Source organism: Streptomyces sp. E11-3 (assembly GCF_046540415.1).
In the GTDB taxonomy this organism is placed as follows: Bacteria; Actinomycetota; Actinomycetes; order Streptomycetales; family Streptomycetaceae; genus Streptomyces.
Map to the genome: position 1 here is coordinate 796728 of NZ_JAZGRL010000002.1, position 12849 is coordinate 809576.

Here is a 12849-nt window from a genome sequence, read left to right on the forward strand (position 1 = left end):
GACGGCGGGAGTTTGACGACAGAGCCCAGCCCGAGCGGAGCCAGGACGTTCGGCGCCCTCCTCGCTCCGGCCTCCTGCGACCGGATCGATTCTGTCCATCACCTGACCCAGTCGGGCCAGGGAGCCTGGACTTCTCACCCGAACGAGTGAGGGGCGCGCTCGGATCACCGAGTGCGCCCCTCACCAGGGAAAACGCGCCTACGCTCCGCGCAGCACCGCGCCGGTCCGCTCACCCGCGAGGGCGATCGCGGCGTCACGGGCCGCCGAGGCCTCGTCGACGGTCAGCGTGCGGTCCGGGGCACGGAACCGCAGCGCGTACGCCAGGGACTTCTTGCCCGCGCCGAGCTGCTCTCCGGTGAAGACGTCGAACAGCCGCAGGGACTCGAGGAGTTCACCCGCGCCGTCGCGCAGCGCCCGCTCCACGTCGGCGGCCGGAACGTCGCCGTCCACGATCAGCGCGACGTCCTGGGTGGCCACCGGGAAGGTGGAGATCCGCGGCGCGCGCAGCGCACCGAGGGACGCCTGCTCCAGGAGGTCGGTCTCGATCTCCATGGCGCAGGTGCGCTCGGGCAGGTGCAGCGCCTTGATGACCCGCGGGTGCAGCTCACCTGCGTGGCCGACGAGAGTCTCCGCGCCGTCCACCGTGACATACAGCGCGGCGCAGCGGCCCGGGTGCCACGGCGCGTGCTGGTCGGCGCGCACGGTCAGCTCGACACCGGCCTCGGCAGCCAGCAGGCGCGCGGCCTCGACGGCGTCCGCCCAGGTCGCCGGGTAGCCCTTGCCCCACCAGCCGGACTGCTCGCGGGCGCCGGCCAGGACGACCGCGGCGCGCCGCGGCTGGCGCGGCAGCGTGGCGTTGAGAGAGACGATCTCCTCGTCGGTGGGACGGCGGTCGACGGGCAGCCGGGCGGCCTCGTGCTCCTCGCCGGTCGGCCGGAAGACCAGACCGGTCTCGAAGAGCGCCAGGTCGTGGCTGCCGCGGCCGTCGTTGCGCCGCAGGGCGGCGAGCAGGCCCGGCAGCAGCGTGGTGCGCAGCGCCGGCTCCTCGTCGGAGAGCGGGTTGACGAGCTTGACCGTGGTGCGGCGCGCGTCGTCGGCGTCCAGACCGAACTGGTCGAAGACCTGCTCGCCGACGAACGGGTAGTTCAGCGCCTCGACATAGCCGGCTCCGGCCAGCGCGCGGCCGACGCGGCGGTGCAGCCGCTGCCGGTCGGTGAGGCCGCGGCCCGCCGGGGGCTTGGGCAGCGTCGAGGGGAGGTTCTCGTAGCCCTCAAGCCGGATGACCTCTTCGGCCAGGTCGTTGGGGTCCGTCAGGTCGGGCCGCCAGGACGGCACGGTGACGGTCAGCTGGTCCTGCCCGTAGACGTCGCAGCCGACCTCCTGCAGACGGCGCACGACGGTTTCCCGGCCGTACTCGACGCCCGCGACCTTGTCCGGGTGGTCGGCGGGGATGGTGAGGGTGCGCGGCCCGGACGGCGCGACGACCTCGGTGACCCCGGCCTCGGCGGAGCCGCCCGCGAGCAGCACCAGCAGGTCGACCGTGCGCTGGGCCGCGGCGGACGCGGCCTCGGGGTCGACCCCGCGCTCGAAGCGCTTGGACGCCTCGGAGGACAGCTTGTGGCGGCGCGCGGTGCGGGCGATGGAGAGCTGGTCGAAGTGCGCGGCCTCGATGACCACGTCGGTGGTGCCCCTGATCTCACCGGTCTCCGGGTCGGCCACGTAGTCGGCGATCTCCGTGTTCGCGCCGCCCATGACGCCCGCCAGGCCGATCGGCCCGCGGTCGTCGGTGATCACCAGGTCCTCGGCGTCCAGCACCCGCTTGGTGCCGTCGAGGGTGGTGAACTTCTCGCCCGCCTCGGCACGGCGCACACCGATGGTGCCCTCGATACGGGACCGGTCGTAGGCGTGCAGCGGCTGGCCGAGCTCCAGCATCACGTAGTTGGTGACGTCGACGGCCAGCGAGATCGGCCGCATCCCGGCCTTCTGCAGTCGGCGCTGCAGCCAGATCGGGGAGCGCGCCTCGGGGTCGAGGCCGGTCACCGTACGGGCGGTGAAGCGGTCGCAGCCGCGCGGGTCGTCGACCTTGACCGGGTAGCCGTAGTCGTTCGGCGCGGGGACGTCCAGGAGCGCCGGGTCGCGCAGCGGCAGGCCGTAGGCGGTGGCGGTCTCGCGGGCGACGCCGCGGATCGACAGGCAGTAGCCGCGGTCCGGCGTGACGGCGATGTCCAGGACCTCGTCGTGCAGTTCGAGCAGCTTGGTGGCGTCGATGCCGATCTCGTGCTCGGGCGGCAACACGATGATGCCGTGCGTACCGTCGTCGCCCATGCCCAGCTCGTCGCCGGAGCAGATCATGCCGCGGGACATCTTGCCGTACGTCTTGCGTTCGGCGATCCGGAAGTCGCCGGGCAGCACGGCGCCGGGCAGGGCCACGACGACCTTGTCGCCGACGACGAAGTTCCGGGCGCCGCAGACGATCTCCTGCGGCTCACCGGTGCCGTTGGCCTGACCGACGTCGACGGTGCAGAAGCGGATGGGCTTCTTGAACTCCGTCAGCTCCTCGATGGTGAGCACCTTGCCGACCACCAGCGGCCCGGTGAGACCCGCGCCGAGTGCCTCGACGGTCTCCACCTCAAGGCCGACGGTCACCAGCTTGGCCTGCACATCGCGGCCGGTCTCAGTGGCCGGCAGGTCGACGTACTCCCGCAGCCAGGAAAGCGGGACCCGCATCAGATCTCCATCCCGAACGGCCGGGTGAACCGAACGTCACCCTCGACCATGTCTCGCATGTCTTCGACGTTGTGGCGGAACATCAGCATCCGTTCGATGCCGAACCCGAAGGCGAATCCGCTGTACTTCTCGGGGTCGACACCGCAGGCGGTGAGCACCCGCGGGTTGACCATGCCGCAGCCGCCGAGCTCGATCCAGCCCTCGCTGCCGCAGGTCCGGCAGGGCCGGTCCGGGTCGCCGACGGACGCGCCGCGGCAGACGTAGCACACCATGTCCATCTCGGCGGACGGCTCGGTGAACGGGAAGTAGTTCGGGCGCAGCCGGGTCTTCATGTCCGGGCCGAAGAGCGCTTGGACCATGTGGTCCAGGGTGCCCTTCAGGTCGGCCATGGTCAGGCCCTCGTCGACCGCGAGCAGCTCGATCTGGTGGAAGACCGGGGTGTGCGTGGCGTCCAGCTCGTCGGTGCGGTAGACCCGCCCCGGGCAGACGATGTAGACGGGCGGCTCCCGGTCGAGCAGGGCGCGCGCCTGCACCGGCGAGGTGTGCGTGCGCAGCACGACGCCGGACTCGTCGCCGGTGGTGGCCTTTCCGTCCGAAGAGGTTCCCTGGACGAAGAACGTGTCCTGCATCTGGCGTGCCGGGTGGTCGGGCACGAAGTTGAGTGCGTCGAAGTTGAACCACTCCGCCTCGACCTCGGGGCCTTCGGCGACCTCGTAGCCCATCGCCACGAAGACGTCCGCGACGCGCTCCATGATGGTGGTGAGCGGGTGCCGGGCGCCGGCTTGGACGCGGTCGTAGGGCAGCGTGACGTCCACTGCCTCCTCGACCAGGACCCGGGCGTCGCGCTCGGCCTCGAGCTCGCTCTGGCGGGCGGCGAGTGCCTTGCTCACGGCACCGCGCGCCATGCCCACGCGCTTGCCTGCCTCGGCCTTGGCCTGCGGCGGAAGCGCGCCGATCTCGCGGTTGGCGAGCGCAAGCGGCGAGGCGCCACCGGTGTGCGCGACCTTCGCGTGGGCGAGCGCGTCGAGGTCGTCCGCAGCGGCGAAGGCGGCGAGCGCCTCGTCCCGCATGCGCTCGATCTCGTCCGGTTTCAACGCGTCGACCTGAACAGGGTCGTACGACTTATTGGGTGCCGACATCTCTTCCCGTACTTCCGATTGGCTTGGCTGGGGAGTCCCGCACACGACAAGGACACAATCGCGCCAAAGGTCGAGTCTAACGGTGTGCGGGGAGGCGAATTCGCCCGTGGGCCGCCTAGACCAGGTAGGCAGGCGTTGCCACGGGCAACGTAAATCGGAACTCGGCGCCGCCGGCGGGGCCCCGGCCGACGGTGATCGACCCGCCGTGAGCCTCCACGATGCCCTTGACGATATACAGACCGAGGCCGGTACCGCCGCGCTTGCTCCCCCGCCAGAAGCGGGTGAAGACACGGCCCATCGACTCCTCGGGGATGCCGGGGCCTTCGTCGCTCACGGTGACTGCCGTTCCCTCCGCCTGCTGCCCCGGCCGCGCCGGGTCGTCCGAGCGCGCGGTGCTGTCCATCCGCACCGCGGCCACCTCGATGGTGACAGTTCCCTCGCCGTGCCGCACCGCGTTTTCCAGCAGATTGCTGAGCACCTGGTCGATCTTGTCCGGATCGGCCCAGAGCGCGGGCAGCGGCTGCTGCAGTCGTACGAGGAACCGGTCGGGGGACTGGCCGGCGGCGACATGCGCCTGGATGTGCCGTCCGACGGCCGCGGCGAGGTCGACGGGCTGGCGGCGCACCTCAAGCCGTCCTGAATCGATCCGGGAGATGTCGAGCAGTTCGGCGATGAGCCGGGTGACGCGGTTGGCGTCGGCGTCGACGGTCTCCAGCATCAGGCGCTTCTGGTCGTCGGTGAAGCGGTCCCACTTGGCGAGCAGGGTGGCCGTGAAGCCCTTCACGGAGGTCAGCGGCGAGCGCAGCTCGTGGGCGACGGTGGCGATCAGTTCGGCGTGGCTGCGCTCGGTGCGGCGGCGCGCCTCGGTATCCCGCAGCGAGACGACCAGGCGGCGCAGCGGCCCGGTGGGGCGGGTGCGGACGTACCGGGCCGAGACCAGGACCTCGCGGCCGCCCGGCAGCAGCAGATTGCGCTCGGGCTGGCCCCTGCGGGTGGCCAGGCCGCCGTACGGGTCGGTCAGCTGCCACCAGCGGCGGCCTTCGAGGTCCTCCAGGGGCAGCGCGCGCTCCACCTGCCGCCCCAGGGCGTCGGCGGTGGCCACGGCGGTGATCCGGGCGGCGGCGGCGTTGAAGCAGATGACGCGGCCCGTCTCGTCCGCGACGACCAGGCCGTCCGGCAGGTCGTCCGGGTCCAGGCCGAGGTCGGCCGGATCACCGGCGGCCTCGAAGCCGGCACGGGGCGTGGGGGGACGCGGCGGTGCGGTGCCGTGTGCTCCGCGTGGTCCCCTGGTCCCGACAGTCATTTCCCCGTACCCCACCCTCTCAACTGGTGCAGTGGGTCCCCGAGTCCGTCACCCTACTAGCTGTGGGTTACCGGACGGACCCCCTCAGCCAGCGGTGGTGGACCGCTGAGCACGCGCCGAGGCGTAGAGACATACGGCGGCGGCGGTCGCGAGGTTCAGGCTCTCGGCCCGTCCGTGGATCGGGACGCGCACCACCGCGTCGGCCAGGGCGCGGGTCTCCTCCGGCAGGCCCCAGGCCTCGTTGCCGAAGATCCAGGCCGTGGGGGTGCCCATGGTGCCCTTGTCGAGCTCGGCGTCGAGGTCGTCGGTGCCCGCCCCGTCGGCGGCGAGCACCCGTACGCCGGTGTCCCGGAGCCCCTGTACGGCCCGTTCCACGGGGACGCCCACGGCGACCGGGAGATGGAAGTGGGAGCCGACCGAGGCCCGTACCGCCTTGGGGTTGTACAGGTCGACCGAGGCGTCGGTGAAGATCACCGCGTCGGCGCCCGCGGCGTCCGCGCAGCGCAGCACGGTGCCCGCGTTGCCGGGGTCGCGGACGTGGGCGAGTACGGCCACCAGCTTGGGCCGGGCCGCGAGGATCGCTTCGAACGGCGAGTCCAGGAAGCGGCAGACGCCGACCAGGCCCTGCGGGGTGACGGTGGTCGAGATGTCGGCGATCACGGACTCGTCCGCGTAGTGCACCCGGGCGCCGCCGTCGAGCGCTGCCCCGATGACGTCGGCGTACCGCTCGGCGGCCTCCACGGTGGTGAACAGCTCGACGAGTGTGGGCTCGCCGCCGCTGTGGTGTCCGGCGGCCTCCCGTACGGCCTGCGGCCCCTCGGCGAGGAACCTGTGCTCCTTGGCGCGGAAGTTGCGCTTGGCCAGCCGCCTGGCGGCGGCCACCCGCGTGGAGCGGGGGGAGATCAGCTCGGGGGTGCCCATGGTCGACGGCTCACCTTTTTACGTACGTACGGGGGCGGCGGAACGCGGAATGCGAGAAATACAGAACGCGGAACGCACCGGACCCGCAGGCATGCACCTGCGGGTCCGGCGAAAGGCCTTGTCACGGCCGCGAAGAGCGCGCCTGGATCAGGCGGCGGTCTTCGGGGCGTTGACGTCGCTCGGGAGGGCCTTCTGGGCGACCTCGACGAGCGCGGCGAACGCGTTGGCGTCGTTGACCGCGAGCTCGGCCAGGATCTTGCGGTCCACCTCGATGTTGGCGGCCTTCAGACCCTGGATGAGGCGGTTGTACGTCATGCCGTTCTGGCGGGCAGCGGCGTTGATGCGCTGGATCCACAGCTGACGGAAGTCGCCCTTGCGCTTCTTGCGGTCGTTGTAGTTGTAGACGAGGGAGTGGGTGACCTGCTCCTTCGCCTTGCGGTACAGGCGCGAACGCTGACCGCGGTAGCCGCTGGCCTGCTCGAGGATCGCCCGACGCTTCTTGTGGGCGTTGACTGCCCGCTTGACGCGTGCCACTTGATAACTCCTTGTAGCGGGGCCGTGGTGATCGTCACACGGCCCGGTTCGATTAGGTCCCGGTCTCGGCGTCCGGCCCCCGTCGGTGCGGGGGCCGTGACGTCACTTGCCGAGAAGCTTCTTGATCTTCTTGGCGTCGCCCGGGGCCATCTCGGCGTTGCCGGTGAGGCGACGCGTCAGTCGGGACGACTTGTGCTCGAGCAGGTGGCGCTTGCCGGCGCGCTCACGGAGCACCTTGCCGGAGCCGGTGATCTTGAAGCGCTTGCTGGAACCGCTGTGCGTCTTGTTCTTCGGCATAGCGCCGTTCTCTCCTCGTCGGTGGCACTCCCCCGGTCGGAACCGGCAGGCGGGAGCGTCAGTTGTATCGGTTGGCATCCAGGGCTCGCGCCCCGGATCAGGCCTCGGCGGGCTCCTCGGAGGACGCCTCGGCGACTTCCTCGTCGGGGGCACGGTCCCGACGGCTCTCCACCGCGGTCTCCGCGGCTTCCGCCTTGCGGGCGGCCTGCGCCTCGCGGGCCTCGGCCATCGCCTCGGTCTTCTTCTTGTGCGGACCGAGAACCATGATCATGTTTCGGCCGTCCTGCTTCGGGTTCGACTCGATGAACCCGAGGTCCTCGACGTCCGAAGCGAGACGCTGCAGCAGCCGGAAGCCCAGCTCGGGGCGGGACTGCTCGCGACCACGGAACATGATCGTGATCTTGACCTTGTCGCCCTGCTTGAGGAACCGAACGACGTGACCCTTTTTGGTGTCGTAGTCGTGCGGGTCGATCTTCGGCCGGAGCTTCATCTCCTTGATGACCGTGTGCGCCTGGTTCTTGCGCGCCTCACGGGCCTTCATGGCCGACTCGTACTTGAACTTGCCGTAGTCCATGAGCTTGCAGACGGGCGGACGGGCGTTCGCCGCCACCTCGACCAGGTCGAGGTCGTACTCCTGAGCAAGCTCAAGGGCCTTGGCAAGCGGAACAATCCCGACCTGCTCGCCGCTTGGACCGACAAGTCGCACTTCGGGAACGCGAATCCGGTCGTTGATGCGGGGCTCGGCGCTGATGGATCCTCCTCGGTAGCACCACGCGACGGTCTGGCGGACTGCCGCGTAACGTCTCTATTCGTTAGACCTAACCGGCCGGGGCCACGAAAAATGCCCCGGGACGATCACCTGCGGGGCTCCATCACTACCGGAGCACCGCCGTGTCGTACACGGGGCGCACATCGGACAGCCACTGGGGAGTGGACCGTCTGACCGGTGACCCGCCGCCCTGAGGGCGGCCAGGTGGGAGATCGGAGCCTCCACTTGTGGGCCGGACACTCATGTTGCACAGGGGTGCCCAGCCGGTCGGTTCACCAGCATACCAGCGTTCGGGGCCGTCGCAGCCCGCCTGGTGGGTGGGCCTAGACGAGTAAGTCCGAACCCCCGTCGTCCGCCCGGAGGGCGGGCCCTGCGGCGTCTGGTGCGTGCGATCGCAAGGCGCCGGAATGGTCTCGAATGGGGTCTCCCCTGCTCGAGCGAAGCCGAGAGCTTGGGGAAGGAGCTACTAGGCCGTTTCGGCAACGCGGCGAGCGTGCGTGCCAGGCGTCGCGGGGCAGGCGGGGGTTCGGACTTACTCGTCTAGGCTGGACCGGCCCGTCACACCCGCAGGAAGAAGAACCCCTATGAGCGACGACCCGATCACCGAGCCCGGCAGCACCGACTTCGACGCCATGACCCGCGACATCGCGGAGGTCCCCGCGGTCGAGGTGATCGTCACGGTCGCGGTCAACCTGATGAGCGCCGCCGCGGTGAAGCTCGGCCTCACCGACGAGGGCGAGCAGCACAAGGACCTGGACGAGGCCCGCAAGCTGGTGCACGCGCTGGGCGGGCTCCTTGACGCCAGCGCCACCGAGATCAGCTCCTTCCACGCGGCGCCGCTGCGCGACGGGCTGAAGTCGCTGCAGCTGGCGTTCCGTGAGGCGTCGCTGGTGGCGGACGAGCCGGGCCAGGGGCCGGGCGAGAAGTACACCGGGCCGGTCTTCGGCTGACCTTCGGTCGGGGCCCAGGTCTTATTCGCGTACGAAGAGGGGCTCGCCCGGTGGGGTGGCCGTGGCCGGCAGCAGTGCCAGGTCCAGGCCGCGCACCAGGCGGGCCCGCAGTACGTCGTCGGCGGCGAGCGCGTCGGCGACCTGGCGGGCCGCGTCGGCCGCTTCGGTGTCCGGGCCGAGTACCAGCGCGAGGGTGCCGTCCGCCCGGCCGGGGCCGAGATGGGCCCGGAGCACCGCGGGGACCCCGGCGACCGCGGCCCGCACCGCTTCGATGACCGCCGGGTCGGTCAGCGGGTCGGTGGAGGTGCGTCCCTCGGCGAGGGCGAGCAGCGCCGGGCGGGGCAGTTCGAAGGCCACCGGACCCGCCATGTCCAGCACGATCGTGTCGGCCTTCTCATGGGCCGCGGCGCGCAGCGCCTGCCCCAGCGGCACGGCGACCGGCCTGGCCGCGGGGTCCCAGCGGGCGAGTGCGGCTGTCGACGTGAAGGCGGGCAGTGCGATACGGTCCCCCGCCTTGAGAGTGGGCACCGCCATGTCGCTGCTCTTCTCTCGCTTCAGGCCGTTCGCGTCCGTCTCCGTCTCCCCCAGCACGGCGACGACCGGCACCAGCAGCCGGGTCCCGGCGAGCGCCTGCAGCACCCCGCTCGCGGTCTCGGCCGTCCTGTTCCCGGCCCACGCGGTGAGGGCCGCGGCGAGCCGCGGGTCCGCGGAACCGTCGTCGTCGGAGAATCCGGAGTCTGGGATGTTCTTGTTCGCCACAACCAGCGACCCTACCGAGCCGGCGCGCACGGTGTTCCCAGCGGGTTCACGGGTACCCCTCAGAGGGCGCACAGGAGCGTCGCCCATCATGGGCGGCATGCGAAGACGTCTCAGACACACGCCCGTGGCCGCCGCGCTGCTGCTCGGCTGGGGCCTGGTGGGCTGTGCCCCTGACCCGGCGAGCGCGGCGTACGACGAGGCTCCGCCACGGGACGCGGCGGTGCCGTCGGCTCTCGCCGCGGTGGAGGAGGAGACCGTGGACCCGGACGAGCAGCTGGCCGAAGCCCTGGCCTCGGTGGTGCCCGGGGACGGGGCGGCCCGGGTGTCGGTCGCGGTCATGGACCTGGACGACGGCGCACTCGCGGTGTACGGCGGCGAGGAGACGTACGACACAGCGAGCATAGTGAAGGTCGACATACTGGCGGCGCTGCTGCTGCGGGCGCAGGACGAGGGGCGCCGGCTCACCCCGCAGGAGCGCGAGTACGCCACCGACATGATCGTCAACAGCGGCAACAAGTCGACGACGGAGCTGTGGACGACCATAGGCGAGGCGGCGGGCCTGAACGCCGCCAACCAGCGGCTCGGGCTCACCGGGACGCGGGCCGGTGAGGGCGGTGTGTGGGGGCTGACCCAGACGACCGCGGCGGATCAGGTGGCACTGCTGCTCGCGGTCTTCGGCGGTGCGGAGTCGGAGCTGGCCGAGGCCTCGCGCGCGTACGTCCAGGAGCTGATGGGGCGCGTGGCCGACGACCAGGCCTGGGGGGTGTCGGCGGCCGGTTCGGACGGCGCGCTGAAGAACGGCTGGCTGCCGCGCAGCGCCACCGGGCTGTGGGACGTCAACAGCATCGGGCGGGTGACCGCGGACGGCCACGACTGTCTGATCGCCGTGCTCTCGGACGGCCACCCGACGAAGGACGACGGCATCGCGCTGACCGAAGAGGCGGCCAAGGCAGCGGCCGCCGCGCTCACGGCCTGACGCACGGCGAAGGCCCGTTAGCGAAGGTCCGTTAGCGAGGGTCCGTTAGCGAGGGTCCGTTACGGCAGCGGCCTGCCCGGCCTCGCTGGCCCCCGGTACCACAGCAGTACCGCCGTCACCAGCAGCGTCGTACCGAGTCCACCGGCCAGCAGCCCCGCCCAGCCGATCGGCTTCCGCTCGTCATCGGCCGTGTCCGGCCCCGGGCCGAAGTACTTCCTCCCGTACGTGGCCGCCCGCAGTGACTCGGGCGTCAGTTCGGCGCCCGCCTTGATCGCGGCGGCCGGGTCCACCAGGCCGTAGCCGCGGGAGTCGTCGCGGCCGCCGTCCGGGGCGTCCTGGGCGGTGTCCTGGAGCAGCTTCTTGATCTGGGCCGGGGTCAGGTCCGGATGCGCGGAGCGCACCAGCGCCGCGGCGCCCGAGACGAAGGCGGCGGCCGAGCTGGTGCCCCAGCCCTCGACGTACCGGCCGTCGGGGGCGGTCATGACGATGTCGTCGCCGGGTGCGCTGACGGTGGCGTACCAGCGGCGGGTGGAGAACGCGGCGCGGTTGCCGGCGCGGTCCTCGGCGGTCACCGCTATCACGCCCGGGTAGGCGGCCGGGTAGGAGACGCGGTCGCCCTTCTCGCCGCCGTTGCCCGCCGACGCGACGACGACGGATCCCTTCTTCAGGGCGTACCGGACGGCGGCGTCCTCGCCCGGTGCCGGGTGGGCGGACTCGCTGTCGTCGCCGAGCGACAGGTTGATCACGTCGGCGCCCTGGTCGGCGGCCCAGCGGATGCCCTGGGCGAGGGCGTTGCCGCGGGTGCTGCGGGCCTTCTTGCGGGACGGGTCGCCGTCCTCCAGGATCACCCGGACCGGGAGGATCCTGGCCTGGGGCGCGACACCGAGTACGCCGTCGCCGCCGTCCTGGCCGTGCCCGTGGCCCGCGATGATGCCGGCCATCGCGGTGCCGTGCTTGGCCCAGGCGGCCTCGCCCCGCTCGGCGCCGAAGCCGATCATGTCCTTACCCTCGATGACGTTGCCCGCGAGGTCCGGGTGTGCGGCGTCGACTCCGGTGTCCAGGACCGCGACGGTGATCCCCTTGCCCTTCGAAGTGCGCCAGGCCTCGCTGGTGTTCACGGCGTCCAGCCCCCACTGCCGGGCGCGGATCGAGTCGGCCTGGGCCGGCGCGGCGGGCAACAGGGCGAGCCCGGCCGCGGCGAGCAGGACGGCGGTCTTCCGGAGTCTCATGCGGACGTCCCCGTGCGTCGTGTCATTCGGGCTTCTCGGTGGCCGCGCTGACGGTCTTGCGCAGCCTGCGCTCCACCCGGTCGGCCAGGCCCTTCGCCTCGTGGCCGAGACCGGCCTGGGCGGGGGCGCTGGTGGCGTTCTCGGCCATCGCGTCGGCGACCGGCTCCGGTTCGTCGACCGTGCGGCCGTCGGCGAAGCCGGAGACGGCGAAGACGACCACGGGGGCGTCGGTGAGGACGGACACCGTCCAGGAGGCGCGCTGCCGGTCGCCGAAGCCCTCGGCGAGGGTGCCCCGCTCCGCGTACGTACGGGGCATCAGATCCTCGCGCCGCTCGAGGCGCTCCTTGGCGAAGCGGGCCCGCAGGGCGCGCATCGCCTCCGCGTCCGCCTCGCTGAACAGCATGCCGACGGTGGTGACATGGCTGCGGGTGTCGTCGGTGTACGTGGCGCGCACCAGGCGCTCGCAGCCCACCGGTTCGAGCGCCGTGAGCAGCAGTGGGTCGAGGGCGTCGGCGCAGTCGCTGTCCGGTGCGACGGCGATCCGGGTCCATCGCCGGTCGGCGCCGCCGGGGCCCGCGCCCTCGCCCTTGATCACGGGGGGCAGGAGGGTGTCGACGGGTTCGTTGTGCCAGCTGTCACCCGCGGCCGCGAACCCGGACTGGGAGGCCTCGGCGGCGGACTCTCCGGTGAGCCAGCTGCCGGTCACCGCACCGCCGATGAGGCCGAGGCCCAGGACGACACAAGCCGCGGCGACGGCGGCGCGGGGCTTGCCGCGGGCGGGGACGGGCCGCAGCCGGGTCGTGTCGTCGTCGTAGGGCGGGTGCGGGCCGCCGTCGTACGGCGGGGGCTGGTCGAACGCGAGCGGCGGCCGGACTCCGGGCCGCGGCGGTATGCCGCCCGTCGGGCGGGAGTTCGCGGCGGCGGTCGCAGACCCCGTGTGCGGCGCGGGACGCTCGGTGCGTACGTCGCCGGACGGCACGGCCGTGCCGGTGCGGCGCCCCTCCGGGGCCTCGGGAACGCGCACAGGTGGTGCGTCACCCAGGCGTCCGATGCCCTGGCGGCGCCCGTCTTCCGGGGTCCGCGCCGGCTGCTCGGGCTGTTCGGCGGGCGGCTCCCAGGGGCGAGGCGCCACGGGGATGTCGTCGGTGCGCCGCTGCGTGTCGGTGCGCCGCCGCGTGGCGTGCGGCGCCGTGGTCCGCGGCTTCGCGGGACCGGGAGCGGTCGACGGGCGCGGAGGGACGCGGG

Annotated in this window: 12 protein-coding genes; 2 read left to right on the top strand and 10 right to left on the bottom strand. The window is 72.1% G+C overall.

Annotated features, from left to right (window positions below):
* Positions 1-198: 198 nt before the first annotated feature.
* The 7 genes from pheT to infC form a co-directional block, all read right to left on the bottom strand.
* Positions 199-2727 carry a phenylalanine--tRNA ligase subunit beta gene (pheT, locus tag U9R90_RS22420; protein WP_411058445.1) on the bottom strand — a complete coding sequence of 843 codons (2529 nt, stop codon included), beginning with the start codon at positions 2725-2727 and terminating at the stop codon, positions 199-201.
* A complete protein-coding gene (gene pheS, locus U9R90_RS22425) occupies positions 2727-3866 on the bottom strand; it encodes a phenylalanine--tRNA ligase subunit alpha (RefSeq protein ID WP_411058446.1) in 1140 nt (379 codons plus the stop codon). Before pheS ends, pheT begins: the two co-directional genes overlap by 1 nt.
* Before the next feature lie 115 nt (positions 3867-3981).
* Positions 3982-5169 carry a sensor histidine kinase gene (locus U9R90_RS22430; protein WP_411058447.1) on the bottom strand — a complete coding sequence of 396 codons (1188 nt, stop codon included), beginning with the start codon at positions 5167-5169 and terminating at the stop codon, positions 3982-3984.
* An 84-nt stretch (positions 5170-5253) separates the two neighbouring features.
* Positions 5254-6090 carry a TrmH family RNA methyltransferase gene (locus U9R90_RS22435; protein WP_411058448.1) on the bottom strand — a complete coding sequence of 279 codons (837 nt, stop codon included), beginning with the start codon at positions 6088-6090 and terminating at the stop codon, positions 5254-5256.
* A 147-nt stretch (positions 6091-6237) separates the two neighbouring features.
* On the bottom strand, positions 6238-6624 hold the full coding sequence (gene rplT / locus U9R90_RS22440; RefSeq protein WP_411058449.1) for a 50S ribosomal protein L20: 387 nt from the start codon (positions 6622-6624) through the stop codon (positions 6238-6240).
* Positions 6625-6726: 102 nt separating this feature from the next.
* Entirely contained in the window at positions 6727-6921 is a 195-nt protein-coding gene (rpmI, locus tag U9R90_RS22445; protein ID WP_381835181.1) for a 50S ribosomal protein L35, read from the bottom strand.
* Between the two features lie 97 nt (positions 6922-7018).
* Positions 7019-7672 carry a translation initiation factor IF-3 gene (gene infC / locus U9R90_RS22450; protein ID WP_156721574.1) on the bottom strand — a complete coding sequence of 218 codons (654 nt, stop codon included), beginning with the start codon at positions 7670-7672 and terminating at the stop codon, positions 7019-7021.
* A gap of 602 nt (positions 7673-8274) precedes the next feature.
* Between infC and U9R90_RS22455 the strand changes: the two genes are divergently transcribed.
* Positions 8275-8640 carry a DUF1844 domain-containing protein gene (locus U9R90_RS22455; protein WP_411058450.1) on the top strand — a complete coding sequence of 122 codons (366 nt, stop codon included), beginning with the start codon at positions 8275-8277 and terminating at the stop codon, positions 8638-8640.
* Positions 8641-8661: 21 nt separating this feature from the next.
* Here U9R90_RS22455 and U9R90_RS22460 read toward each other — a convergent pair whose 3' ends face one another.
* Positions 8662-9399 (bottom strand): SseB family protein, encoded by a 738-nt coding sequence (locus U9R90_RS22460; RefSeq protein ID WP_411058451.1) that lies wholly within the window; start codon positions 9397-9399, stop codon positions 8662-8664.
* Between the two features lie 97 nt (positions 9400-9496).
* On the opposite strand from U9R90_RS22460, the gene U9R90_RS22465 reads away from it, so the two are divergent.
* A complete protein-coding gene (locus U9R90_RS22465) occupies positions 9497-10375 on the top strand; it encodes a serine hydrolase (protein ID WP_411058452.1) in 879 nt (292 codons plus the stop codon).
* A 59-nt stretch (positions 10376-10434) separates the two neighbouring features.
* Here U9R90_RS22465 and mycP read toward each other — a convergent pair whose 3' ends face one another.
* Positions 10435-11604, bottom strand: coding sequence for a type VII secretion-associated serine protease mycosin (mycP, locus tag U9R90_RS22470; protein WP_411058453.1), 1170 nt, complete (start codon positions 11602-11604; stop codon positions 10435-10437).
* Between the two features lie 22 nt (positions 11605-11626).
* A partial coding sequence (locus U9R90_RS22475; protein ID WP_411058454.1) for a hypothetical protein occupies positions 11627-12849 on the bottom strand: 1223 nt, incomplete at its 5' end.